The 25,412-nt window shown below is 39.0% G+C and carries 22 protein-coding genes; 8 read left to right on the forward strand and 14 right to left on the reverse strand.

Annotated elements, in window-relative coordinates; genetic code table 11:
* Positions 1-531 (forward strand): DinB family protein, encoded by a 531-nt coding sequence (locus BVH02_RS04685; RefSeq protein ID WP_086499560.1) that lies wholly within the window; start codon positions 1-3, stop codon positions 529-531.
* 62 nt (positions 532-593) lie between these two features.
* On the opposite strand, the gene BVH02_RS04690 is transcribed toward BVH02_RS04685, so the two are convergent.
* The 3 genes from BVH02_RS04690 to BVH02_RS04700 all read right to left on the reverse strand — a co-directional run bounded on the left by BVH02_RS04690 (position 594) and on the right by BVH02_RS04700 (position 4,473).
* Complete coding sequence (locus BVH02_RS04690; protein WP_086499563.1) at positions 594-1,196, reverse strand: nitroreductase family protein; 603 nt, start codon at positions 1,194-1,196, stop codon at positions 594-596.
* Positions 1,197-1,286: 90 nt separating this feature from the next.
* Complete coding sequence (locus BVH02_RS04695; RefSeq protein ID WP_086499566.1) at positions 1,287-2,006, reverse strand: DNA alkylation repair protein; 720 nt, start codon at positions 2,004-2,006, stop codon at positions 1,287-1,289.
* Between the two features lie 28 nt (positions 2,007-2,034).
* Positions 2,035-4,473, reverse strand: coding sequence for a TonB-dependent receptor domain-containing protein (locus BVH02_RS04700; RefSeq protein ID WP_086499569.1), 2,439 nt, complete (start codon positions 4,471-4,473; stop codon positions 2,035-2,037).
* A 309-nt stretch (positions 4,474-4,782) separates the two neighbouring features.
* Between BVH02_RS04700 and BVH02_RS04705 the strand changes: the two genes are divergently transcribed.
* The 3 genes from BVH02_RS04705 to BVH02_RS04715 all read left to right on the forward strand — a co-directional run bounded on the left by BVH02_RS04705 (position 4,783) and on the right by BVH02_RS04715 (position 7,752).
* Entirely contained in the window at positions 4,783-6,735 is a 1,953-nt protein-coding gene (locus BVH02_RS04705) for a tetratricopeptide repeat-containing sensor histidine kinase (RefSeq protein WP_158527877.1), read from the forward strand.
* A complete protein-coding gene (locus BVH02_RS04710; protein WP_223271807.1) occupies positions 6,728-7,363 on the forward strand; it encodes a response regulator in 636 nt (211 codons plus the stop codon). Before BVH02_RS04705 ends, BVH02_RS04710 begins: the two co-directional genes overlap by 8 nt.
* Before the next feature lie 113 nt (positions 7,364-7,476).
* Entirely contained in the window at positions 7,477-7,752 is a 276-nt protein-coding gene (locus tag BVH02_RS04715; protein WP_086499573.1) for a hypothetical protein, read from the forward strand.
* 14 nt (positions 7,753-7,766) lie between these two features.
* Here BVH02_RS04715 and BVH02_RS04720 read toward each other — a convergent pair whose 3' ends face one another.
* From BVH02_RS04720 to BVH02_RS04755, 7 genes are all read right to left on the reverse strand, one after another.
* Positions 7,767-8,624, reverse strand: coding sequence for a nucleoside phosphorylase (locus BVH02_RS04720; protein ID WP_086499574.1), 858 nt, complete (start codon positions 8,622-8,624; stop codon positions 7,767-7,769).
* 8 nt (positions 8,625-8,632) lie between these two features.
* A complete protein-coding gene (gene trhO, locus BVH02_RS04725; RefSeq protein WP_086499576.1) occupies positions 8,633-9,601 on the reverse strand; it encodes an oxygen-dependent tRNA uridine(34) hydroxylase TrhO in 969 nt (322 codons plus the stop codon).
* Positions 9,602-9,730: 129 nt separating this feature from the next.
* On the reverse strand, positions 9,731-10,366 hold the full coding sequence (locus tag BVH02_RS04730; protein WP_086499578.1) for an acetyltransferase: 636 nt from the start codon (positions 10,364-10,366) through the stop codon (positions 9,731-9,733).
* 56 nt (positions 10,367-10,422) lie between these two features.
* Entirely contained in the window at positions 10,423-11,718 is a 1,296-nt protein-coding gene (locus tag BVH02_RS04735) for a DUF2851 family protein (protein WP_086499582.1), read from the reverse strand.
* Positions 11,719-11,818: 100 nt separating this feature from the next.
* The gene (pyrF, locus tag BVH02_RS04740) at positions 11,819-12,634 is read right to left on the reverse strand and encodes an orotidine-5'-phosphate decarboxylase (RefSeq protein WP_086499584.1); all 816 of its coding nucleotides are present in this window, start codon (positions 12,632-12,634) and stop codon (positions 11,819-11,821) included.
* 261 nt (positions 12,635-12,895) lie between these two features.
* A complete protein-coding gene (locus tag BVH02_RS04750; protein ID WP_240507393.1) occupies positions 12,896-13,750 on the reverse strand; it encodes a lysylphosphatidylglycerol synthase transmembrane domain-containing protein in 855 nt (284 codons plus the stop codon).
* An 87-nt stretch (positions 13,751-13,837) separates the two neighbouring features.
* Positions 13,838-14,803 (reverse strand): glycosyltransferase family 2 protein, encoded by a 966-nt coding sequence (locus tag BVH02_RS04755; RefSeq protein WP_086499591.1) that lies wholly within the window; start codon positions 14,801-14,803, stop codon positions 13,838-13,840.
* Positions 14,804-14,922: 119 nt separating this feature from the next.
* Here BVH02_RS04755 and BVH02_RS04760 point away from each other — a divergent pair, with 119 nt between their 5' ends.
* Positions 14,923-16,599 (forward strand): ArnT family glycosyltransferase, encoded by a 1,677-nt coding sequence (locus tag BVH02_RS04760; protein WP_086499593.1) that lies wholly within the window; start codon positions 14,923-14,925, stop codon positions 16,597-16,599.
* On the opposite strand, the gene BVH02_RS04765 is transcribed toward BVH02_RS04760, so the two are convergent.
* From BVH02_RS04765 to rpsU, 4 genes are all read right to left on the reverse strand, one after another.
* A complete protein-coding gene (locus BVH02_RS04765; RefSeq protein WP_086499596.1) occupies positions 16,596-18,098 on the reverse strand; it encodes an ArnT family glycosyltransferase in 1,503 nt (500 codons plus the stop codon). The genes BVH02_RS04760 and BVH02_RS04765 overlap by 4 nt on opposite strands.
* Positions 18,099-18,167: 69 nt before the next feature.
* The gene (gene hpf, locus BVH02_RS04770; RefSeq protein WP_086499599.1) at positions 18,168-18,473 is read right to left on the reverse strand and encodes a ribosome hibernation-promoting factor, HPF/YfiA family; all 306 of its coding nucleotides are present in this window, start codon (positions 18,471-18,473) and stop codon (positions 18,168-18,170) included.
* A gap of 36 nt (positions 18,474-18,509) precedes the next feature.
* Positions 18,510-19,394 (reverse strand): tyrosine-type recombinase/integrase, encoded by an 885-nt coding sequence (locus BVH02_RS04775; RefSeq protein WP_086499603.1) that lies wholly within the window; start codon positions 19,392-19,394, stop codon positions 18,510-18,512.
* Between the two features lie 129 nt (positions 19,395-19,523).
* Entirely contained in the window at positions 19,524-19,718 is a 195-nt protein-coding gene (gene rpsU / locus BVH02_RS04780; RefSeq protein ID WP_086499605.1) for a 30S ribosomal protein S21, read from the reverse strand.
* A 267-nt stretch (positions 19,719-19,985) separates the two neighbouring features.
* Between rpsU and BVH02_RS04785 the strand changes: the two genes are divergently transcribed.
* The 3 genes from BVH02_RS04785 (at position 19,986) to BVH02_RS04795 (ending at position 25,221) form a co-directional block, all read left to right on the forward strand.
* On the forward strand, positions 19,986-20,666 hold the full coding sequence (locus BVH02_RS04785) for a hypothetical protein (RefSeq protein WP_086499609.1): 681 nt from the start codon (positions 19,986-19,988) through the stop codon (positions 20,664-20,666).
* Positions 20,667-20,908: 242 nt separating this feature from the next.
* Positions 20,909-22,255 carry an alpha-L-fucosidase gene (locus BVH02_RS04790; RefSeq protein ID WP_262481332.1) on the forward strand — a complete coding sequence of 449 codons (1,347 nt, stop codon included), beginning with the start codon at positions 20,909-20,911 and terminating at the stop codon, positions 22,253-22,255.
* Positions 22,256-22,656: 401 nt separating this feature from the next.
* Positions 22,657-25,221, forward strand: a complete 2,565-nt coding sequence (locus BVH02_RS04795) for an adenosylcobalamin-dependent ribonucleoside-diphosphate reductase (RefSeq protein WP_086499611.1) — start codon at positions 22,657-22,659, stop codon at positions 25,219-25,221.
* Positions 25,222-25,412: the final 191 nt, after the last annotated feature.

Below are 25,412 nucleotides of genomic sequence, written 5' to 3' on the forward strand. Positions count from 1 at the left end.
ATGAAAAAAGCACTAAAATTTCTTTCTTCTGGCCTACTAATGGCCTTTATTATGATGGCCTCTACGGCTGTTTCAGCTCAAACAACTAAGGATGAATTCCTATCCAAATGGCAAAATTCTAAGCAGTTCACGCTAGATGTATTGGACAAAATGCCTGATTCTGGCATGGAATACAAAACCGATCCTGCAGCTATGTCTTTCAAAGAGCAAATCCATCACATTGGAAATGCAATCGTGGGTATTTCCCAAGGATTCTTGAAAGGGGGAGATCCCGGATTCACCATTGATCTTACTTCAGCATCTAAAGCTGATTTGGCTAGTTATATAGCAAAATGCTATGACTATGGCACTACTACAATGAAGGCACTTTCTGATGCTGACGCCGGAGAATCCATAGAAGTCTTTGGTACTAACGTAACAAGACGTCAAGTGATGGCTTTGATAATGGATCACTCTACCCATCACAGAGGCTCTGCGATAGCATACTTAAGAGTTGAAGGCGCCGAACCTCCTGCTTTCGTAGGCTTTTAATAAGATTAGTAATATAAAACGGCAACGAAATAATTCATTGCCGTTTTTACTTTTTGGTAAAATTACCCTCTAATCCAAGCTACTTTTTCATCCATGCTATCTCTTTTACCTTCTGGCCAAGAATCAGTTGCTGGTTTAGCTACATAGAAAAAGCCCATTAAAGCATCTTCCCCTTCCAGTCCGAAATCTTCTCTAGCTTCTTGCCAGAACGTAGGCCCACCAGTTCCCCAATAAGCCGCCAATCCATGTGCTGAAGCTGTCAAATACATATTCTGAACTGCCATAGAAACTGCTGCAATCTCTTCCATTAATGGAATTCCTTCTGATCTTTTTAGCATTATAGCAATCATGTGAGATGCCTTCAATGGACCTTGCTTAAATTTCTGAAAGGTGGCCTCTAAAAAAGGAGTACCATTCTTTTCCGCTCGAAGCTTATACATATCTGCCTGATAATCTGCAAATTTCTTCAAGCCATCACCTGTGTACACGATAAATCTCCAGGGCTGAGTCAATTTATGTGTAGGTGCCCAGCGCGCATTTTCTAATAGCTCCTCAATGATAGAATCATCTACCGGATCATTTTCTTTGAACTGTGCCGCAAAAATAGATCTGCGTCCACGGATTATCTTATTAACTTCTTCGATGTTGAAATCGGGCTTTTGCATGTAGTTGTACTTATTAATGTGTGTTCGTAGTTCTAATTGCAAAGAAAGGCAATTGGTTCTGGCTAAAGGATATTTGTTTTAGTAAAGCGCTCATTTAAGCTTCCCCTTTAAAAGCTGCTGTCTTAATTCTGGATCAAACTTTTCAATCGCATATCGCAAAGCTGTGCGAGGCATTGTCGAATAGCGCTTTCTCAAAAACCCCATTTCTACTTCAAAATCTTTGTTTCCAATTTCCCGAAGCATCCAACCCACAGCTGTATGTATTAAGTCATGCTCATGATAGAGTAACTTCTCTGCCAATGCAATTGCTTCATCAAATTGCCCGCTTTTGATCCAATACATGCTGCTAATCATCGCCACCCGCTGCTTCCATAAGTTATCATTTTCAGCTATTTCGTAGATTTGTGACTTGTCTTTATCTTGGTAATAATGTCCCAAAATATGATAGCAAGAGCTATCCACTAGATCCCAATTGTTGACATAATCGAGATGATCCAAATAAAAATCAACCAACTCCTTTTGATCTGCATTGATTTTCAATTTTTGATATTTATACACTAAAATATAGATAGCTGTAAGCCTAACTTCGTGATATGGATTTTGCAATAGCTCAGCAATTTCACTGAAGCTAATTTCTTTAAAAACTACCTTAGCCACTTTCCGCTGCTCTGGCACAATGACCCCCAGAAACTGATCTCCTTCCCCATATCCACCTGGCGTGGATTTAAAAAACCTCGGGAAAAAAGCAGCCTTTTCAGGATTTGCTTTGTCTGAAAGAGCTGCAATAATTTGTTCTGTTAACAGGCTCATGATTGAAATTAGAAATTCTTAAATCATTCTAAAAATCATCACCATCATCTCCTCCCTCTCTACGGCTATTGTTTTCACCTGCTCTTTCTTTGAATCCACCAAATCTATAGGTGAAAGCAAGTGTTCCAACTCTCGTCTCACGCTGGAACACCCGTTGTTCGTCAAACCTGGGATTAGTAGTAGTGATACGGAAATTACGAGTATTAAAGATATCGCTGGCATTAGCAGAGATAGTCGCCTTGCCATTAAGTATGTCCTTACGAAGACCAACATTCACACTGTATTGAGGTTCTATTTGTCCCTGGGGAAGTACAATTGGACCTCGGTAGTTACCTTGAATCTGCATACTAAACCAGTTTGGAATCAAATAATTAGCTAGCAAATTTAAAGTCCAGCTCACGTTTTCATTGCTGAAATCCTCTTCTATATTTTCTGCATTTATCTTAGAGTAAAAAAAGTTTCCTGTCAGTGTCAAATCTAGATTGTTGTAAACTTGTATCTGATTGATCAATTCAAAACCAGTACTCGCTCGTGTGTCTGCATTTTCCCGGGTTTGAATAGCTACATTGTCATCAGTCAGGTACGTAATTCTAGTCTCGACATCAGTGCTATATCGATGATAAACAGTCGCATTTAGAAGATACTTTTCCCAACCTTTCATATAACCTATCTCATAGCTATCAGTGAATTCGGGCTTTAAGTATGGATTACCAATGCTGAAATTGTATTGATCTCGCACTCGATACAAAGGAGATAAATCTCTAATACTAGGTCTGGAGATTCTCCTCGTATAATTCATTGTCAATTCATTCTCTGGGGCGATGGTATAGCTAAAAAATGCACTCGGAAAGACATTAAAATAATCATTAGGTATACTTTCATTATCTTTTACCGTTTCACCTAATGTTTGAGTGTACTCTCCCCGCAGACCCAATTGGTATCCAAATTTACCTACTGTGTTTTTATAGGTAAAATAACCAGCATATACTTGCTCATCAAAATTATATGAATTTGACAAGGTATCAACTTCCAAGGGCGTAAAGTCCGTAAACTGATCACCTTGAGCAAATTCTTGACTCCTAAGCCAATTTCCAATAGAAGCCTTAAGACCAGTCTCTATAAATGCTCCATTTGTGAATGGCTTTTCATAATCAAGTTGAGCAACATACAAATTACTCGTTCTTGGATTTTTATTAGTCTGAATCAATCTTTTATTAGGGTCTGAATTACCATCAGCATCGAAATATTCTTGATTGGAAACGTCCTCCTGCTCACGATTATCATAAGAGTATGATAAGGAGGTGAAAAGCTTTTGACCTAGACTATCTATATTCAATGTGTAATTGATACCTCCTTCATAATTCCCAGCGCTACTCCACTCGTCATTTGCTCGTATGAAACTAGAATCTACCGATCCACCTTGACTTATATTAAGTTGAGTGATATCGGAATATTCTGTTTCGTCATCGAAATTCCCCTGAAAATAAACACCTAGCAAGCTCCTGTCTGATATATTATAATCTACTCCTGCTCTTAGCAAATGAGTTTTCTCTAATTCATATCCATCTTGAATTTGCTCAAGTTTCGGAGAAAAACCTTCGAGGTAATTATTTCTGCTTCCTTCACCACCTTCAATTTGGCGACGGTTTTGCCAGTTGTAAGAGGCATAAAAATTAGCTTTCTGGATACCATAATTCAAGTTGACTCCTGCTTGATATTTTTCGCGAGTGCCGATGGAAGCATTTACTTGGCCATTAAATCCAGTCTTTTCATTTTTCTTCAATACGATATTTATAATTCCTCCCACACCCGTAGCATCATACCGAGACGATGGGTTTGTAATCAACTCTACTGACTTAATACTATTAGCAGGAAATTGGGATAAAATACTTTCTGTGTCATCACCAGATAGGTTGGAAGGACGGCCATTGATGTAGATTAAAATATTTCCACTTCCTCGCATCGTGATTCCTCCTTCATCATCCACTTGAATAGACGGCAAAGTACTAAGCAATTGAGAGGCAGTTTGCCCTTCCGCCACGATACTATTTTCTACATTATAAGTTCGCTTATCAATATCTGACTCAAACATTGAAGTCACACCCTCCACTACTACTTCGTCTAGATTCTGTGCATCTTCTTCTAGTGTAATTGTTCCGAGATTGACCGAATTTTTATTTTCTCCCAGACTGATACTCTCATAAAACTCCACGTAGCCTATGAAGCCCACTCGAAGAATATATTCCCCATATGCAGTCGTAAAATCGAATACACCGTCCAAACCACTCATGCCTCCAGTAACTACAGCAGAGTCTGTAGGCGAAAGCAATGCGATATTTGCAAACTCTAAGGGTGACTGACGCCTGCCATCCATCACTTTCCCTTTTAAGCGAATCTCTTGCGAATATGCGTCAAACGATGATATTAGGAAAAAAATAAGAATGGAAACCTTAGAAATTTTATTCATATCTATGAGCTGGATTAGTTTAGAAAATTGATATGATCATAATTGACAGAATGCAATCAATTTATTATCAATGAATTATGTTTTTTATCTATTTATTAACTCAGTAAACATATAGAAGGTTAAGACTTTAGGTATATTCTTGTTTTATGGAATAATGTACTGATGATATGAAAATATTCCGTTTGAGTGGTTTGCTTTTTTTACTTCAAAACTAGTAGTCGAACTCGAAAGGAGTCTAAGTAGAGGACTAGCAGTAAATTTACTTACCTATCTTTAAGGATGATTCGATTGATTCTCACATTTGGCTGTATGCTAGCAGCTACTCTTGTTAGCTTCAATACAATTTCCCAAACTAGTATTCAAAGAAAAAATCTAAGCGATTTAACTGCTCTTTTCGAAACTTCAGAGCCAAGTGACTCTATTGCCGGAGTGTATTTGATGGAGATGATAGAGCTAAGTGAACAAGAAGCTAAATATGAGCTCATGGCTGATCTAGCCATTCAACTTACACACCTTCCTTCACCAACCGTTCAGAATTCTGAACTTAAAAAAGAAATTCTTAAAAAAGCCATTGTCCATGAAGACCATGTAAGCAACTCACAAAACATAGGTAATCTGCATCTTAAACTAGCAGGAGCTTTTTTCTCTTTAGAGCAATTTGATTCAGCTATTTATGAATATGGTTACGCCATTAAGCAATTCAGTGTTAATGATTCTATTTTCATTGCAGATTCCTACTTTTTCCGAGGTCAAGCGAGAGATTACAAAGGCGAACTACTGGCCGGCATGCAAGATTATCAAACTGCCCGCAATATATATCATAGTCTAAACAACAGCGAATATGTAAACTACGTCGATGGAGGGATGGCCATTTTATTCAGCAAATTTTCAATTTATAACGAGGCAGAAAAAATTAGAAATTCACTCATTTCTGCATACAAGAAAAATGAAGATTTTTTCTCGGTAGCCATCCAGCTTTTCAATCAATCTGAAGACTTTGGTAAACAAGATCGGCTTACTGAACAGCTAGCCTATTTAGTTAAAGCTGATTCATTGGCTCCATTTGATCCGCGGGATTATTACTTTGAAAGCATGTTGAAACTTTCATTAAGCAGTTATTATGGAGAAAATGGGGATTTAGACAAGCAGCAAGCATACTTTGCGCAAGCCCAGAAATTAATTCCTCAGGTACCAGAAATAACTGCTACTAGCCCTATTTACCTAAATACGAAAGTAAGGCTAGCGTATTATCAGGGAAATTTGGCAGTCGCATCTCAACTAGCTCTGGCATCATTGACTGCTGCCAAAGCATCCAAAAACATGGATCACTTGATCACATCATATCGCCTATTGGGAGATATTTACAATAAGCAGGGCCAATCTGCAAAAGCTTTTGAAATACGACAAGACTTAACGCGCTTTACTGATTCTATTTTTGCAGCAAATCAAGCAGCTACTTTCTCCTATTATCAGACACTTTATGAAACAGAAAAAAAAGGAAACGAAATCCTAGTTAAAACTCAGGAAATAGAATCTATTAATCAGCGTAACAAAGCAAAATTCATAACCATAGGCATAATAGTACTGTTGCTAATCGTAGGAGGTGTTTTATTTTTATTTTGGAAAAATCTTCAGCATGAAAAGAAGAAAAAAGAAATGCAATCGAGATTTTCACAAGAACTCCTTAAAAATCAAGAGGCTGAACGTGTTAGAATCTCAAAAGATCTGCATGATGGCTTGGGCCAAAGTTTATTGTTAATAAAGAATAAAGTTGCGCTTTCAAAAGACAATACCACTGGCGAGTTATTAGATACAGCTATCAGCGAATTGAGGTCAATAGCTAGGTCTTTGCATCCTATGCAATTAGAGAAATTAGGACTAAGTAAAGCTGCACAACATCTATTGGATCAAATAGATCGAGAGACAGACATATTTGTGTCCACAGAAATTGAGGAGTTAAAAGCCATTTTAAATAAGGAAGAGGAATTACAACTGTATCGAATCTTGCAAGAATCCATTAATAATGTGCTTAAACATTCTGAAGCAAGTGCTTTGAGGGTTTCGTTTACTCGAATAGAAAAAGGTGTGAAATTGCAAATTGAGGACAATGGAAAAGGTTTTGATTTTTCCGAAAAATTAAATGACTTCCAAAGTCTTGGTTTGAAAACACTTAAAGAACGCACTGCTGCTATCCATGGAAGTATGAAAGTAAACAGTGAAAAGGGAGTAGGAACCAATTTAAGTTTTATAGTTTATGTATAGCCAAATGCCAACGGTAGTGATAGCAGATGATCATCCAATCTTGCTGAAAGGTCTAAAAGAGTTCCTTGGAGAGCAGGGATTAAACATCGTAGGCGTCGCTAATGAAGGTCAAGGTGCGCTTGACAAAATCATCCAGTTCAACCCTCAACTTGCCATCTTGGATATGGAAATGCCAAATAAAACTGGGCTCGAAATAGCCGCAGAATGCAAGAAACTCGGACTAGACACCAAGGTTATTTTACTGACGCTTCACAAGGAACTTTACCTGTATCATCAAGCCAAAGAATTAAATCTATCAGGATATATACTTAAGGAGTTTGCGCTGGATGACCTTTCTAAAGCCGTATCTATAATTTTAGAAGGTGGGAATTTTTTTAGCGAGAAGATTTTCGAAGGGATGAAGGAAAACAAATTCCAAACTAGTGAAAATGCTTTGACGCCTTCCGAGGTTAAAATTCTCCGATTGATTGCGGGAGGTCTTTCTACCAAGGAAATAGCAAATAAACTGTTCATCTCAGAGCGAACGGTGGACAAGCATAGAAGTAACATGATTGTGAAGCTTAATCTTGAAAAGAAGCATAATTCACTACTTGTATGGGCTCAACAGAATCGTCATAATATCGATTAAGAACATTTATATCAGGATCTACTGCAAAAAATACGTGTTTATACGTATTGAGTCATCTTGTATTTTTGGTTAAGTTTGAATAATTATTTCTACTAACTTAACTTTTTTGTAAGATGAAAATTTCAAGCCTTCAAGGGGAATTTAAAGTAATCCAAACCATAAAAAATCGTGACGAGCTACTCGTATTAGGATCTTGGAAAGACCTGGTGCAAATGTTTGACAGCAGCAGAACTTTTCTTGTCAACAAAAGTGAATCACTCTTTGGCATCTATCTGTGCAAACAGGAATGTGCCGAATTTATGAATAAAATAATTCAGGGTATTGATTACCATGAGTGGGAGGATTTCAAAATAGAAAAGCCTATCTACCAAAATCAAATCCAAGCATAAAGGGTGATATTTTTTCAGCAGTAAACTTCTAAGGCTGCGCGGATCATACGATCTACGGTTTTTTCAGCTTCTTTATCAAACTCCCCTGTCGGACGATTCGCTACAATTGCATTAAGGCTTAGCATTCTATGATTCAAGAGTTGTCCCATCGCATAATATCCCGCAGTCTCCATTTCAAAATTTGTCATTTTCAACCCCTGAATTTCCAACTCTGCCAATCGCTCGATCATATTATCCAACTTTGGCTTCAACCTTATCTCTCTTCCTTGTGGCGCATAGAAACCAGGTGCAGTGAGTGTAACCCCACGGTGAAATTCGGAAGGTAATCTTTGTAACAAGTCCACTGATGCAGAAGCCTGGTAAGGCAAAAATGTAAGATCAAGTGTATTTTTGACCAAATTTGACCAGGCTTGATTTCCTTTCAGTTCAGGATAAAATTGCATTAAAGTATCGATCCCGACTGCAATCTCGGAGGCTAATAGACTACCGACAGGTAAGTCCGCCTGCATGCTGCCCGAAGTACCCAATCGGATTATTTCTAAACTCTTTTCTATGGGCTTGACTGTATGTGTTTTGAGATCCACGTTCACTAAGGAATCCAACTCAGTCATCAAAATCTCAACATTATCAGTACCCATACCCGTGCTCATCACCGTAACCCGTTTGCCATTGAGTCTACCAGTATGAGTAACAAACTCCCGCTTACTAACTTTGAAATCTACTTGATCAAAATAGCTGGATACCATTGGAACCCGGTCAGGATCACCGACCGTAAAAACAAGAGAAGCCAGGTTCTCTGGCTTCAAATACAAGTGGTAAATGCTTCCATCAGCATTCAATATTAATTCGGATTCTGGGATTTGTCTGCTCACGCTACAAGTTAAGCATTTGATTTTTCTTTGGGCTTACGGACCAAGCCTTTGTACGGATTATAACCGTTAGTATTCTTCTGGTAGTATCCCGTTCCATCGTAGGTACGCTTGTCGGGAATTGCTTTGCATTCAGTAGAGCAAGTTCCTTCCATTTCCCAACCACATTTTTCGCACATCGCAACGTGCACATTACAGCTTTGATTGGCACAATTCACCATACGATCTGATTGTGTCCCGCATAAGTGACAAGTAGATACAATCTTTGGATTTACCGTATTTACATCGACAGCGATTCTATTGTCAAATACATAACACTTTCCTTCGAAATCTTCTCCGCCAGCTTCCATGCCGTATTTGATGATCCCACCGTGAAGTTGATATACATCTTCAAAACCTTGCTCCAAAAGGAATGCAGAAGCTTTTTCACACTTAATCCCTCCAGTACAATAGGTTAAAACCTTCTTCCCTTTCAAATGTTCCAGCTCCTTTACTTTCTCTGGAAAATCACGGAAGTTGTCGATATCAAGCGTCAATGCGTTTTTGAAGTGTCCTAACTCATGTTCGTAATTTGAACGTACATCCAAGATAACCACATCTTCCTGATCCTTTAGATTCTTAAACTCTTCGGGGTTGAGATGCTTCCCTGTTTTCACATTTGGATCGAGGTGTCTCAGAGCACTATGAACAATTTCCGGCTTATAACGCACATGTGTTTTGGTAAATGCATGTGTCTCATGGGTGTCAATTTTGAACTCCGTCTTTACAAATCGAGGATCAGCATGGATGAATTCCATGTATTTCTCGCAATCTTTGACTAAACCAGAGACAGTTCCATTCAACCCTTCATCAGAGATAATGATTCGGCCTCGAATATTATTCTCGATACAAAATAGGTGATGCTGCTCACGATATTCCTCAGGATTATCAATCTTGGCGTAGCAATAATAGAGGAGAATTCGATAATTAATATTTTCCATAACTAAAGCCCTGTTGCGGCAGGGTGTTTTCAGGATTGGGATAGATGATTTTAGATAAAAGATTTATTGTTTTAAAAGGGATTAACATTTAGAATATCCTAGTAATTCGTAAATCAAAAATCGTAATATTTATTTAATTTTTGCTGCCGGATTACCAAAAACGGTTTCATTCGACCCGACAGATGCGATAACCACAGACCCTGCTCCGACTCTGGCATTTTTGCCAATAGTAACTCCGGAAATAATCGTAGCTCCAGAACCAATAAAAGCTCCTTCTTCGATGGTCACCTCTGCATTAATCACAGTACCTGCTCCGATTTGCACGAAATCTCCTAGCTTAGCTTTGTGCTCAATCACCGCAGCTGAGTGGATAATACAGTGACTTCCGATCTCAGCTCCTGCACCGATATTCACATTAGCATTGATGAAGTTACCATGACCAAGGGTGGCATCTGTAGAAATGTAAGACCTCTGATGAATTGCATTCACCGGTTGCACCTTACGTCGATCATTCAATAGCTCTACCAAGAATTTACGGTATTTAGGGTTCTCTTCTGCCACAAATGCCTCAGCCTTCTGACCTATTAATTTCAAGAAGCCGTCGTCTTCAGGATTTCCAAGTACAGAAACTGTATTGATCTCGGTTCCGTGTAGTTTTTCGTCTTCATCTAAAAATCCAAAAACAACAACATTGTTGCTATTGAATATTTCAAGTGCGGAATGAGCGATACCTTTTGCCCCAAAAATTATAACTGGTTTTTCCATAGTTTTTTTACAATTCAGGCTGCAAAAATACAGGAATTCACTGGCTTACCCAAAAATCATTTGGATTCTGATTTGATGAGTACTTGGGCAATTTTGCATTGTAAGCACTTCTTGGGTTGGCAATAACTCTTGAAAAGTCCAATCATCCCTTGAGAGTCAAATGCATTTACAGCAGTCCAGCCATGAGTTTGGAATCGTCTAATGATGTGATTATTTTCTGCAGAGATTTCCTGCAACAAATCAAAACAACGTTCCTGCCAGTCCGCCTCCTCGAAATATCGTCCGTACGCAAACCAAAGCGGAATCACATAATTGATCACCAAAAGCTCCAAAGCAGTACTGGAGATCCCCGAATTAGACTGTCTTTCCGATGGCTTACCATAACTGTAATGATATTGCCAATAATCGCTAGGTTTCACTTTCAGTAGCTTTTTGAAACTTGCAAAATTATGAGAATCCTGCATCACGGACTGAAGGAGATTAGGAGCTGTAGATAAAATCGCTGCAAGCTGAGCGACCCTCACAGTCGGGAAGTTACTTGGTCGAACACCCATAAATGTCCAATGTTGCCGCTTCATAGGCTGATCCCAAGAATACTTTTTTCTATAAAAATCATACTCGCGAATCAAGAATTGCACGTATGGTTCATCAGACTCGAAAGGCAGCAAGCCAGCTTGCCCCATCAGGATAGCCTCCAATACGGGCAATTGATCTCTATGTTTTTGAAGGACTTTGTACGGGACCAAAGACGCCAATTCTCCCATTGCTTGACTATTTGTTTTAAAACCAAAGCAGATGAACAGCCAACGATAGGCTGTTTCTTCCCAGTCTTCCGTGGTGGCTTTGAGAATCTCTAATATCAGTGTGGATTTTTCGTGGAGTCTTTCTACTAAGGCTTTTTCCAATGCTGAAAATCGCACAATCTCAGGCGCATCCCTTAATCCATGAGCACAAGGTAAATCAGACTTGTAGTCCAGCATTCGCTCATAATTTCGCCAGATATCTAAAAAAATTAATCCTTTCAGCTCCAAGGTCGGCATAGCAGTTCCGTCATTTCGTAGAACTTCCAAATCATCTTCCCAAACCACATGAAGGACTACAGAATTATAAGCTGGATTGCCACCATGCGCATGTTGCTTCCATTCACTTGCCAATCTGTGAACTTCCACGTGTCCATGAAGTTTCACATTTTCAATGACAACCACAGAATCTCTGAAGTCGGGACCCTCACTTTGATTATGAAATCCTACTTGTATAATTTTCAATTCATCACCAGCAGTGGTGCGAAGTTTCGCCTTTTCAAAATATTGGTATTTCCAGACTAGCTGTAAAAAGTCTTCTTTGAATATCATAAAAGTGTAGTTTAAAAATCAAATGAAATTAAACAAAAGCTGAAAATAAAAAAAGTCAGGAAACCCTGACTTTCAAAATATTAGCTACACAATTATGCAATCAAAGATAATTCGCGAGCAAACTCTCCATTTCTACTTGTAGCTTCTTAGCTTCCTGTCTCGCTGCTTGCGCGAAGTCTTTTTCCCCAGAAGCATAAATAATCCCACGGCTGGAATTCACTAAAAGACCGCAGCTTGAGTTCATACCATATTTAGCAACTTCGGCCAGACTGCCTCCCTGCGCTCCTACTCCAGGAACTAGGAAAAAATTATCTGGTACTAATTTCCTCACTTCTCCGATTAGCTCTCCACGAGTAGCGCCGACCACGTACATCAGATTTTCAGGCGAACCCCATTCTTGGCTTTTTTCCAATACAGATTGATATAGCGGCTTACCATTTTCATCTTTTATCAGTTGAAAATCCATCGAACCAGCATTGGAAGTCAAGGCCAAAAGGATGACCCATTTGTTCTCAAACTCTAAAAATGGCGTTACGCTATCAGCTCCCATATAAGGTGCAACTGTCACCGAGTCGAAGTCCATTTTCTCAAAAAATGCTTTCGCGTAAAGCTTAGAGGTATTTCCGATGTCTCCACGCTTAGCATCCGCAATGGTGAAAATCTCATTTGGGATGAGCTCATTGATTTTCTGCAGCGTCTCCCAACCGCTAGGGCCCAATGCTTCAAAAAAGGCAATGTTTGGCTTATACGCCACTGCATAATCAGCTGTTTCTTCAATTATGGCCTTGCAAAAGCTGAAGATCGGATCAGATTCTCTTCTCAAATAAGCAGGAATCTTTTCCAGATCAGCATCAAGACCTACGCATAAAAAGGAAGATTTTTTCTGGATTTGGGAAAAAAGTTCTGATCGAGTCATATGATTAAAATTTTGGCAAAGGTAGGAAATTCGAATTTTAATGATGTCCAAACCGGGAACTCATCCGTACAGATAATTATCCGCAATGATGCCAGTAACTTCTATTTCTTAGCTTATCCAACTGGAAGAATTATTGTCGAACCTCTTGAAATACAACTGTTTATCATATTTTTAGTCGCTATTGCCATTTAATAGCGCAAATTCGGATATTCAAAATAAATTGAAATTTTACATTATAAAGAGGACATTTTATTTATTTCATTAAACATCCGCTGATTGATCCTTTTCATTGAAATTAATCGAAATCATAGATCCTGTGAGAGAAATCACTGCCGAAATCAAGAAAAATAGCAGACTGAATGCCACTGCAGTTGCTTCATCAATTCCTGCATAGGTGTGCGCATACACGAAAACTAACTCCCTTGCGCCTACTCCACCGATAGTCAACGGCAACACTGCCACGATAGAGGAGAGCAAAAATACCAGCTGATAAGCTAGAAAATTCTCCGTCACACCGAGACTCATTAATATAAACCAAGCACAGATGAGCTGAGCTACTTGACCAGCCATCGACCAACCATTTGCTTTCCAAAAAGAAGGCAAGAAGGCTTTGAACATTACCTTTTGCATCAACCAAAAAGCTGGAAAAACCAGCAAAGCTGCTACTATAACTAAAATCTCCCAAGGAATTTGGGAAGCAAAAGGCAAGTTCAAATCCACGGGAAGAATCAATACTAGTAACAGAAAAACGATGGCTACCAAACCGCCCAATCTATCCAAAAGGGAGGCTTGAACGAGTGATTTGACAGGAGTTTGATAATGCTTGTTCAGCAAATACACCTTATAGCCATCACCACCAATCCCCCCTGGAAGAAAGAGATTGTAGAACATCCCAATCAGGTAAAGTTTGATATTGAGCTTTTCGGAGATTTTTAGACCGATATTTTTAAAATATAGGTTGAGTCGAAATGCTGTAAACAATTTACTCAGCACAAAAATGAGAATTGCAGGTACTAACCAAGCCCATCGAATAGTTTTAGTGATCTCCCAAAGCTGATCCGTGTCGATTTTCCGAAAAACCAGAAAGAGCGCCAAGCCGGTAAGAACCAGTTTCAAGACAGTCGTTAATTTCTTCTTAAAAGAACTCTCTGTTTTCGCCAAAATATAAATGCTGTATGAAAACTTTAAATGACTAACAACCTTTTACTGCACACCCAAAACAGGGTTGGCAATGCCTTGGTAAACAGACTTAATACTGTAAGTTGTCTTATTCTGAGATTCAAAATAGGTTCTGACTATAATCTCCGCAATAATTCCAGTTGTAATAAACTGAATACCTCCCAATACCAAGATAAATCCCAAAATCATAATCGGTCTTCCCCAAATATCCTCACCCATTAGCTTAAGGACGAGTAAGTAAAAATTAATCATCATACCGATCATAAACGCGATAATACCTATACCACCAAATAAGTGAATTGGTCGCTGAAAGTATTTTTGAAAAAATAGCATCAGAATTAAATCTGACATCACTTTGAATGTTCGACTCAGGCCATACTTTGACTCACCGTGAATTCGTGGATGATGCTTCACATCCATTTCAGTCATTTTTGCACCTTGCTGCTTAGCCAAAACAGGAATAAAACGGTGTAACTCTCCATACAATCCCATTCCCTGTGCGATCTCAGCTTTGTAAACACGAAGAGTACAGCCGTAATCTTTCAAATACACTTTGGTCGTGTTTCTAATCACCCAGTTGGCGATTTTACTTGGAATTTTACGAAGCACAAAACCATCTTTTCGATTTGCTCTGCGACCTGCTACCACATCCCATTCCTCGTCGATAGCTTTTTGAAGCATGACAGGAATATCGGTAGGATCATTTTGCAAATCCCCATCCATGGTGCAGATGTACTCTCCAGTTGCCATGTCAATTCCTGCCGCAAGCGCAGTTGTCTGTCCAAAATTCCTATTGAAAATAATCAGTTTGGTACGACTGTTTGCATACTTTTTCACTTCTGCCACAGTCCTATCTGTAGAACCATCTTCAATCAAAATCACCTCATAATCGATCGCCGCCAGAGCAGTATAAGTTTGTTCTAGAAGCGGCTGGATATTATCCTCTTCGTTAAAAACAGTGATTACTACGGAAATTAGTGGCTTGGACATGGGTTGAAATTTTGTCAAAAATACGGGAAATTACTTCCTAGGACAAAAAAGCTTGAATTCGCTTTCGCAAGCCAACGAAAATTTGGTGTGACAAAGTTCAATCGGATTATCTTTGTGGCATGTCTTTAAAAGATTCCCAAATCAATCCATGGGTTGTCATGGCAGCATTTGCCATCTTAGTTGGTCCCTTTGCATTGAGTTTCCATATGCACTTCCCAGATGAAATGTATTACTCTGATGCTGCTGTGAAAATGCTGCAAAACGGAGATTACTTAACCACTTATTTGGGAAATGGGGAACTGCGCTTCCGCAAACCAATTGGCACATATTGGGTTGTATTGGCAGGATTTAAGCTTTTTGGAGTGAGTGCTTTCGCTTCTAGAATTTTCTTCTTACTAGCTGGATCTCTAACTGTAGGTGCTACTTATTGGCTCGCAAAATTACTTTTTGAAGATAAAAAAGTTGCAGGGATCTCTGCGCTCATCATCGCTGCAAATCCGGTGTTGATACTATCAGCTACACGTTCCATTCCGGATGTCCTCCTAGGACTAACGATGACAGCGAGTGCAGTTGGATTCGCAGGTTTGATCCGTTTCGGTGATCAAGCTCCTAAAAAATACCTCTGGTTACTCTATATCAGTTTAGCACTCGCTTTTGAAATAAAAGGAATTCCTGCAGTGGCATTAGGCGGATTAGGAATTCTATATCTCTTATTTAATCCATGGAAAAAGATCTCAATCAGGACTTTTCTTCATCTTCCCTCCATGGTAGTTGCTCTTTTCATAGGACTTTTCTGGTTTGTCGCGATGTGGCAAATTCACGGACCAACCTACTTAGACAGCTTTCTAGAAGATCAAGTCGGCAATAGAGTAACTTCTAGATATTTATTAATTCTAAAAAATGGCTTACTAGCAGTCGCTATCCTAATTGGCATTTACCTCCCTTGGATTCTATTTTTAATTCCCAGATTCAAAGTGAATCTAAAGAAGGGATGGTCCGAAAACGCTGTATTCTTCGGATTTGCACTTCTGTGGGGATTGGCCATTTTGGGTATGGGAGCCATGACGTCCAAGTTTTATGAGCGCTATTTATTACCGGTGGCCCCAGTACTTTCCGTGCTTTTGGGATGGCTGCTGGTGAGAGCAGGTTTTGAATTGAGGGAGAAAGGCTTAAAAATCAGCATCTGGTTTTTCCTTACTCTTTGTCTAATTATAGGACTTTTTGGTCTTTGGATCAATGTTAATTTAGGCAGTACAACTTGGATATATCTGCAAATCCTTCTGGGATTGATAATCCTAACTTATCTGTTCAGACTTACCTTAAAGAATGAAAAGCTTCCTAAAGCACTTGCATATTCATTCTTACTTCTATTTTTTCTTCTCTCTACAGTTACAGCAAAAATATCACTACCTGAGCAAGGAGAACAAGTATCTGCTTTCGTTGAAGCAAATGGCATAGACAATAAAGAGGAATTTGGTTTTATCGGAAATATACATACCAGCAGCAAAATCCGAATTTATCTCGGCCCTGATTTTTACCTGACTAATATTACTGGAGAAAAACTGCTGACAGATCAGGAGTTGGTAGATAAAGCCTCTAAGTATAAATATTTGATCATTGAGGACAAATACCTTTTTATACTACCAGAAAACGAATACAATATACAGGTGGCCTCAGTAAATTGGGATTCCAAAAAAATCCCCTTCCTGCTTCAGAATCTTAGCAACCCAGCATTTGATTATCTAGTACAAGAGAATGGTAAAATTTATTATTGGCTAGAGAAAAAGGCCTTTTAATACGTTTCTGATACGTAAGGATTAAAAACTAGTAATTTTCTCCATACTTGAATTTTTGCCACACGAAAGGACTCATCTCTAAAGCTAATCGGCAACTCTTCCTCGTAGATCAAGTCCTGAAAATCGGCAAATTCACCTGGAGAATCATAATTCCAACTCACAAAAATGCCTACTTTACCCGTGCCAACAAACTGCTCTAGACCAGGCCAGAGATCAAATTGATTTTTCCTTGCCCCCATATTTAGCATGTACGTCTGAGGATGCTCTGGAAGGTAAAAAGAAAGCTCGGAAGCCATATGGTAAGTTTCAGAAAACACAAAAGCATCCTTAACCCCTAAGCTATCTCTAAGTGCAACCAGCCTATCTGCCAAAGGTTCATAGCCTGACATTCTTCTGAATGCAGACTTCTCAGCATTTTTGATCACAGGAATACTTTTCAGAAAAGTGAAGTCAGGAAGCAAAAACACTAATGGCAAAATTATACTCAAACCTATCGCCCAATTTCGAAATCTCTGCCAAATCAAGCTTTGCTCACTGATCCAGGCAGCCATCAGAATTGCTAAACTGCCGTATGCAAACACGGGCCAATTCACTTCGATAGTTGTAAGAAAACTTAAACCAGCAAACGCCGCCCATGACATCAGTGCAGGTAAGAGCAAATAGATTTTCACCATATCTTTGGACTTGACAGCTTTTCTAAATGCAGCTCCAAAAATCGGAAGCAAAAGCACTGAAATCATTACAAACTGCCCACCCAAATACTCAAAAAATCGAGAAAAAGCCTTTCCAGCATCAAATGCTTCAGATTTCCCACCTCCGCTAAGTGCTGCTAAATGCTTAAACGTATCAAAATCATTCTGCCAATTCCAAACCATAGCTGGGATAAACCCAAGTAAACTGATGGTAACATAAAGGATGTAATTCTTATGTTGGGACTTCCAAGTACGATTGTAAAATAGGAAAAAAAGTAAGAATGGGAAGATCAATATCATCACTATTTTGGCCATCAAGCCAAGGGCTGTTGCTGCACCGGCCCATATCCACCAAGAACTTTTACCCGACTCTAACCCTCGATAGGCTAAGTAAATACTCAATCCCCAAAAAAAAGTAAGCGATGTGTCAGTCATATGAAAAGTAGAAGCTAACCACCACATAGGCATTGCCTGCAAGATCATCGCAGACCAAAATCCAATTTGAGATGAATAAAGGTGCCTCCCAAAAAGAAAAGTGATCCAAGACATTCCGATTCCTAATGCTATAGCATTGATCCGAACTCCTAGCTCTGTATTCCCCAAAATAGCCGTACTGACATAATTAAGCACTGCCACTAAAGGAGGTTTGGAGTAATAATGCCAAGCCATATTCTGAGACCAGAGCCAATATTGCGCTTCTTCTGTAAACAGATCTATCTCAGGTCTTAGGGTAAAAATGACTTTGGCGATAACTAGGCCAATCGTGACCAACCAAAAGTATAGTGTGTAATTCGGAGACTTCTGCATAAGATAATGTATCAAAAAAAAGCACCTCTCAATTTCTGAGAGGTGCTGCAAAATTACTATCCTAAGCCGTTACTGTTTAGCCAGCACTACTTTTTCTTTATATTTTTTGATTTGACGTCTTAGACCTTCAATGGCATCGTCAGAAGCAGCTTCAAAAGAATCAGCCTGAGTCTTAGCAAAAAATTGCTTACCAGGTACATTAAGTTTGATTTCTACTAATTTATTAGCGTTGTTGTCGTTTTTGTCGAGCCTCAAAAAAACCTCTCCGTCTATGATTTGATCATAGTAAGTATCCAGTTTGTCAGCTTTTCTCTGAATAAAGTCGATCAATTTTCGATCGGCGTCAAAATGGATGGAGTGCATCTGCAGTTTCATATTCGTTTGCTTTTAGTGGTGAACAAATAATTTATTTTATGCTTTTGGATGTGCCTGTTCGAACACAGCCTTGAGTTTTTCCATTGAATTGTGCGTGTACAACTGTGTGGCAGCAAGATTTGCATGACCGAGCAAATCTTTGACAGCGTTCAAATCTGCGCCTTTATTAAGGAGATGAGTGGCGAAAGTATGTCTCAGCACGTGTGGGCTACGCTTTGAAGTCTGCGCGAAAAGATCTAAATAGTGCCTGACGATACGAAAAATCATCATAGGGTAACTTTGATTTTGTTGATTACTGACAATAAAATAGTCACTTTGACCAAGTTTAGAAAATCTTTCCTCAAATACTTTTTTGTACAGCAATATATTCTGTTTTAAACCTTTTGTTATAGGTATTATTCTTTCCTTTTTTCTCTTTCCAAGCACCTTAACTGAATCCTCTATCAAGTTGATGTCTGACCAGTGTAATCCAATTAGCTCCGAAAGTCTTACTCCAGTGAGGTAAAGAAATTCCATTACCATTTTGTCTCGTTGACCTTCGAAGCTCTGCTCATAGATGCTTTCATTAAGAACGGATTCTATGACCGATTCCTGTACAAATTCAGGAAGTTTTTTCGGAGTTTTAAGACTTTTTAACTTATACGTTGGATCGGAAGAAATGATCCTTGATCTAAGCAAAAACTTATAATAGGATCGTAGAGTGGCGATTTTTCGGTTGACCGAAGTAGCACTTAAGCCTCTATCTACTAGGTCAATTACCCAAGCCCTTAGCTCCGAATGCGTCCCCTGAGAAATGTCATTTATTTCGAAGGAAAGGGATGTAAACTCTTCAAATTGCTCCAAGTCACGACGGTAAGCATCCACAGTATGCGGGCTGGCTTTTTTCTCAAACTCTAGATAATTGATAAAAGAATCGATCATGTGGCACGTAACTCGGTAGATAAGATGGAGAAAAATTGCGAATAATTATAGCTCATAATTATAAGCGGACATAAAAAAACGCACTTGCCTAAAGACAAGTGCGTTTGGTATCTAACAAATCAATTTAGCTTAACCGTTAGCTTCTTCTTGAAGATGCTGCTTGTACGCTGCCTTGATTTTTTGAGCTCTGTTTTTAACAGAAGGCTTTATGAAAGCTTGTCTCGCACGAAGTTCTCTGACTGCACCAGTCTTATCAAACTTCTTTTTGAAACGCTTTAGCGCTTTCTCGATTGATTCGTTCTCTTTTACGTTAACTATGATCATATCTATACACCCCCTTTCGTGGGCACAAAGGTAGAAAAAATTTCTTCTATAGCTACATAAGAATCGAGGATTTACACTAGGTCCCATCATTTTTATTCGACCGGATGAAGTCATCACTTGTCAATTCAATCCATTTTCATCCGGTTAAACCCTCTAAAGTGCGACAAAGTGGTATTTTAACCGATTAACTATATTTGTAATCTATTGCAGGATTATTATACAATTTTTGCAAAAATCGTTTACACTTTTTAATTAATCTGTTTAACTATGAGATTATCTAAAATTAAATTAGGCGCAATAGGGATATCCATTCTTTGCTTCGCCTGTGAAAATTCTACTTCTGAACCAATTGAATTTGCCATCTCTCAAGGAGTATTAACTAAAATGGATTTTTCAGACGTGGGAATCCAACGAGGCCAACAACTCCCTGACATCACTTTCTTTAAACTCAATGGAAAAAAATTCAACATATCATATAAAAACCATCAAAGACCAAAGCTCCTAATAACAGGCAGCTACACGTGTGATATTACACGCAGGGAATTGCATTCAATTGATTGGCTTTATGAAAACTACAAAGATAAAGTGGACGTCTACCTAGTAAATACTCTAGAAGCACATCCTCAGGACTCCCCTAGTCCCTACTCAATGAGCGAAGTTCCTTGGCTAATGCCTAGTAACATAGAAGCAGGAATAGCCGCAGAACAACCGAGAACTCGACAAGAGCGAATAGAGTTAGCAAAAAAATGGATAGAAGAAGGAGAAATTAATACGCCAGTACTTTTGGATGGAGCCAAAAACGAATTTTGGCATCAGGTAGGTCAAGCACCAAATATGGCCATATTGATATCCCCTTCTGGCGAGGTTATTCTAAAACAATCTTGGTTTGAAAAACAGGAGATAAAAGAAGCTTTAGATCTGCAAGTCAACTTATTATATACCGAATAATTTATTTACTTCAAATTGACTTTAAAAAATTCAATAAACTGACTTCTTAGTATCAAAGTCTCCCAATTACCTGGAAAGAAATGTTATTGAAAGCCCTTCATCATTGGTAATATTAAAATTATCATGCTATCTGGGAACCCTGCAATTGTAGATTAAAAAATCTTCTCCCATTCAACTTCTCTTTGGATTCTAATATTTACAGGCGATTTCCCTAGATTTATCCCCTTACTTATAAAATCTACGTGAACAATAGTCATACAATCAAAAGCTGTCTTCTAGCATTCGGTATTTCAATTTTATTACTTAGCAACGCTAACCAAGTATTCTCTCAAGAAAATCCCGAGAAAATGGAATGGTTCAAGGATGCGAAATTGGGATTTTTTATTCATTGGGGCATTTACTCCGTCAATGGAATTGACGAATCCTGGTCATTTTTTAATGATTACATCAGTTATGACGATTACATGAAGCAACTTTCGGGCTTCACAGCATCTAATTATGATCCGGAAAAATGGGCAAAACTCATTAAATCCAGTGGAGCAAAATACGCTGTGCTTACGGCAAAGCACCACGATGGAGTCGCTCTTTGGGACACGAAAGCCACAGATCTTTCCGTCGTGAAAAAAACTCCAGCCGGTAAAGATTTAGTTGGACCCTTTATGAAAGCCCTTGAAAATGAAGGGTTGAAGAAAGGGATTTACTTTTCTGTATTAGACTGGTCGCATCCTGATTACGACCGAAATACTAGAGAGACCTTCCGCTACAAAAATGATCCAGCACGCTTTCAAAAATTTGTGAACTTCAACTTCCAGCAACTTGAAGAGCTTTCCAGCCGATATAATCCAGACTTATATTGGTTTGATGGCGACTGGGAGCACTCGCCAGAGGAGTGGAAAAGTAAAGAACTGAAGAAGAAGTTGCAATCCTATAATCCTGACTTGATCATCAATTCTCGACTGGGCCCAGGCTATGGCGACTATGACACTCCAGAGCAAGGAGTACCTGTGACTAGACCATCAGGCGAATTTTGGGAGTTATGTATGACGATGAACAACAGTTGGGGCTATCAGGAAAATGACGATCAGTACAAAAGTCCAGGCGAACTACTAAGAATTTTTGTGGACTGTCTTCACATGGGAGGAAATCTTTTACTCGATTTCGGCCCAAAACAAGATGGATCAGTCCCTGAGCAGGCCGAAAATATCCTGAATGAATTTGGACGCTGGACTACTAAACATGCATCAGCAATCTATGAAACTCAGGCAGGCATCCCCGAAGGGCATGTGTATGCTCCTACCACACTTTCACCCGACAAAACCATACTCTATATCTACCTTGACTATAAAGTGAATGAATCACTTGCCATCAAAGGTCTGAAAAACAAAATTCAGCGCGTATGGGTAGTGGGAAACGGCACCAAGCTTCAAGCTAGAGAAGTGGGTAAAATGTATTGGAGCGCAGTACCCGGCATGAAATACATAGATATTCCAGACAATGTGTATGACAAGGACATCACAGTCTTAGCCGTACTGCTAGATGGACCTGTAGATTTATATCGTGAAAAAGGCCAGGTAATTGAAAGCAACTAAAAGCTATCAGCCCGTGTATCGCTACTCAAAAAAAAGGGCTCGTGAAGACGGAAGTTATTCACAGCATTTATTGACTATGTTCAAGGGTTAAAACATGTTTAATTAGTTTTTATAATTACATAATACAAAAAACACTAGAGGATAATCAATTATCCTTATTTAAATCACTTGTACATCAGACTTCTATGTTGAAGCATTCAAAAGAAATTGTTTTTAATTAAAAAATATAAAAAAATATTTTTTGTAAACTTTTCACACATCAATTTTTTATATATTGCTGTATATCAATACATTGTATATTTTTCTTGTAAACTTTGTGATAATAATAATTTTTTAGAATTGAAATTTTCGCTTACTTCAAGTATTCTTACAGCATCAGCACAATTTCAATCCAATAGCAAATGAGCACACAGATCCACACCAAAGTCCCACCCAAAACATACACACAGGACGAAGCATTTGAAGCTTCATCAGCCTACTTTAAAGGAGATGAGCTAGCTGCTCGTGTGTGGATCAACAAATATGCGTTGAAAGATTCAGATGGTAATCTTTATGAATCCACTCCAAACGACATGCATACTAGGATTGCTAAGGAACTGGCAAGAATAGAATCCAAATATTCAAACCCACTTTCAGAAGTGGAGATCTTTGACCTGATCAAGGACTTTAAATACATCGTGCCTCAGGGTAGCCCGATGGCTGGAATTGGTAATCCATATCAGATCGCCTCACTTTCTAATTGCTTTGTAATCGGAAACAATGGTGATTCTGATTCTTATGGAGGAATCATGAAGATCGATCAAGAGCAAGTGCAACTAATGAAGCGACGTGGGGGTGTGGGCCATGACCTTTCTCATATTCGCCCTAAGAGTTCACCTGTCAAAAACTCTGCGCTTACCTCCACTGGCATAGTTCCTTTCATGGAGCGCTACTCTAATTCTACAAGAGAAGTGGCACAGGATGGTCGACGTGGCGCATTGATGCTGTCAGTATCTATCAATCACCCAGATTCTGAAGATTTTATCGATGCAAAATTAGAACAAGGCAAAGTCACTGGTGCCAATGTCTCTGTGAGAATAGATGACCAGTTCATGAAAGCCGTGAAAGGAAATACGGACTATGTTCAGAAATATCCGATTTTCAGCGAAACTCCTAAATTCACAAAAACGATAGAAGCAACGAGAATTTGGAAGAAAATCGTCCATAATGCATGGAAGTCTGCTGAGCCAGGAATTCTTTTTTGGGATACCATCATCAATGAATCAGTGCCAGATTGCTATGCTGACTTAGGATACAAGACGGTTTCGACAAATCCATGTGGAGAGATCCCGCTTTGCCCATACGATTCTTGTCGCTTATTGGCTATTAATCTTTTCTCTTACGTAGAGAATCCATTTACTTCAGAAGCGAAGTTTGATTTCGAATTATTCAAAAAACATATTCATGCAGCACAACGCATGATGGATGACATCATCGATCTGGAACTGGAAAAAATCGATGCTATTATCGCGAAAATTGATGCTGATCCAGAACAAGATGACGTAAAAGCTACGGAAAGAAACCTTTGGATAAACATTCAGAAGAAAGCTGAAGAAGGTAGAAGAACAGGAATAGGCATCACCGCTGAAGGCGATATGCTTGCAGGCCTTGGAATCAGATACGGAAGTGTAGAAGGAAATGAATTCTCAGTAGAAGTACATAAGACTTTAGGAATTGAAGCCTACAGAGCATCAGTATATACTGCGAAAGACAGAGGAGCATTTGGTATTTTCGATGCAGAGCGCGAAAAGAATAATCCATTTATCCTACGATTGAAAGAAGCTGACGAAAAGCTTTACTATGAAATGTTGGAGTATGGAAGGAGAAATATCGCTCTTCTAACTATCGCGCCAACTGGCACGACGAGTTTGATGACACAAACTTCATCTGGAATTGAGCCGGTATTTATGCCTGTTTACAAGCGTAGAAGAAAGGTAAATCCAAATGACAAGAATGTTCGTGTTGATTTTATAGATGAGCTAGGAGATTCATGGGAGGAATATGTAGTATTCCACCATAGATTCAAGCAGTGGATGGAAGTCAAAGGAATAGATACTTCAAAGAACTACCCACAAGCAGAATTGGATGAGATCATCAAGAAGTCTCCTTACTATTTAGCTACTTCCAACGATGTGGACTGGATGAGTAAAGTGAGTATGCAGGGAGCCGTGCAAAAGTGGGTGGATCACTCAATCTCTGTGACGATCAACCTGCCAAACGATGCAACTGAGGAACTTGTCGGTCAATTGTATATGGCAGCGTGGGAAGCCGGTTGCAAAGGGGTGACTGTGTATAGAGACGGATCGAGATCAGGAGTATTGATTTCCAACGAGGAGAAAAAAGAAGAAAAAGAGGTAGTAGAAGGATCACTCACGCCTTTTCCTACCAAACGTCCTCAGATACTGGAAGCTGATGTAGTTCGCTTTCAGAACAACAAGGAGAAATGGATCGCATTCATCGGCCTGATCGACGGGAGACCTTATGAGGTATTTACAGGTCTATCAGATGACCAAGACGGCATCCTGATACCAAGATGGGTGAACAATGGCGTGATCATCAAAAATAGAAATGAAGATGGCAGCTCACGTTATGACTTCCAGTACAAGAACATGCGAGGCTATAAGACGACTATTGAGGGCCTGTCGCATAAGTTTGATCCGGAATATTGGAACTATGCCAAGCTGATCTCTAGTACACTTCGCTACGGCATGCCGATAGATAAGATCGTGGACCTGATCAATAGCTTACAGTTGGATAACGAATCTATCAATACCTGGAAAAACGGTGTGGTAAGAGCAGTGAAGCGCTACGTAGAGGATGGAACAAAAGCTAAAGGTCAAGCCTGTGAGCAATGCAAATCTGTCAATCTAATCTACCAAGAAGGCTGCTTGACCTGTAAGGACTGCGGTTCTTCTAAGTGTGGTTGATTTACAAATACATTTCAATGAAAAAGGAAGCCTACGGGTTTCCTTTTTTTTGGCTTAGAAATATGGTGAAGAAATAAAAAGCTTGAATACTTCTCACTGTTTTTACCGTTCACAAAAAAAAAACGCCGTTAAACTATTTTTTAGTTAAATTCTTGTTTCTAATAGAATAGTATTCAAAACAATTTCCTAGT

Origin of the sequence: Algoriphagus ratkowskyi (assembly GCF_002150505.1) — a bacterium.
Classification (GTDB): Bacteria; Bacteroidota; Bacteroidia; order Cytophagales; family Cyclobacteriaceae; genus Algoriphagus; species Algoriphagus ratkowskyi.